We start from the raw sequence: 1,012 nt of genomic DNA, 5'->3' as shown, positions 1-1,012 counted from the left end.
TAGCCGGGTGTCAGACCGGAGATCCGAATCTCGCGATTGTTGGCGTGGACTGCCGACAGCTTGGGCGCGGCCCCGGCGAGCGCCGCCCCGGAGAGATCGGAGCGTGGAAACGGCCGCGCGATATCATGCACCATGAAGCTGGCGCCGGGCTGGCGCAGCACGTCGATCATCGCCAGCGCCTCGGCCGCCTCGTCCGGCGTCATGTCGCCCAGCCGGATCTCGCCCGACCAGAGCCGGGTGCCCAGCTCCGCCGTCAGGATTTCGCCCGCGCCGGTCTCCGACACTTCCATCGCCTCGGGCAGATCGAAGGTCATCTCCTGCACGGGCAGAAGATCCATGAACTGCGCACGGGTCAGCGGGAAGGAATACGCCATCATCCCCTCCAGCGGTCACTGACGATGGTGCGGACCTCGCCGGGCAGGAAGTCGCGGGTGTATTGTTCCAGCGACACCTGAATGGCCTGCATGACGCCCTCGCGGATCTCGGCCGAGCCGGTGCCCGAGACATTGATGTGATGGGTAACAAGCCGGGCGGCGGCTTCGTTACCGGCTGCGGCTCGCCTGTCTGAAGGCCCGCCGACCGGCAGAGGCGGCCGACCGCCCATCACATAGCCGCCCTCGCGATATCCCCGCATCGCGCCCTTGCGGATCGCCTCAAGGTTCGCCACTCCGATGCGACGGGTGGCCGCCGCGTCGAAGACATATTCCTCGGCATGCACCACGCCCGCCACATCCGTCGTCGCACCCGGCCCGGTCCAGCCGCCCACCTCGAAACTGCCGCCGGTCAGCCACTTCAGCCCCGCGCCCAGGAGGCCGCCGACAAAGGCCCCGCCCGGCCCGTAGCTCGCCCCGATCCCCTGCAGCGTGCCCGCGAGATTGGCGCCAAAGGTCTGCAGGCCGGTCCCCAGTTGCGCCGCCCCGGTCCCGAGCTGGCCGAGCTGCGCCTGTGTCGAGAGCGTCGTGCCCTCAAAGCGCGCCATGGCAGCTTCGGCCCCAGCGAGGCGCTGGTCCCA

The 1,012-nt window shown here is 69.6% G+C and carries 2 pseudogenes; both read right to left on the bottom strand.

Features of this window, described 5'->3' with window-relative positions:
- Positions 1-374: pseudogene (locus IE126_RS25545) on the bottom strand (hypothetical protein); the annotation flags it as partial.
- Positions 374-1,012: pseudogene (locus IE126_RS25540) on the bottom strand (hypothetical protein); the annotation flags it as partial. The pseudogenes IE126_RS25540 and IE126_RS25545, both read right to left, overlap by 1 nt.

The sequence above is a fragment of the Gemmobacter nanjingensis genome (assembly GCF_014652195.1).
GTDB lineage: Bacteria > Pseudomonadota > Alphaproteobacteria > Rhodobacterales > Rhodobacteraceae > Gemmobacter > Gemmobacter caeni.
The sequence above is the reverse complement of the archived record's forward strand: the minus strand, read 5'-3'. Positions and strand labels throughout refer to the sequence as shown.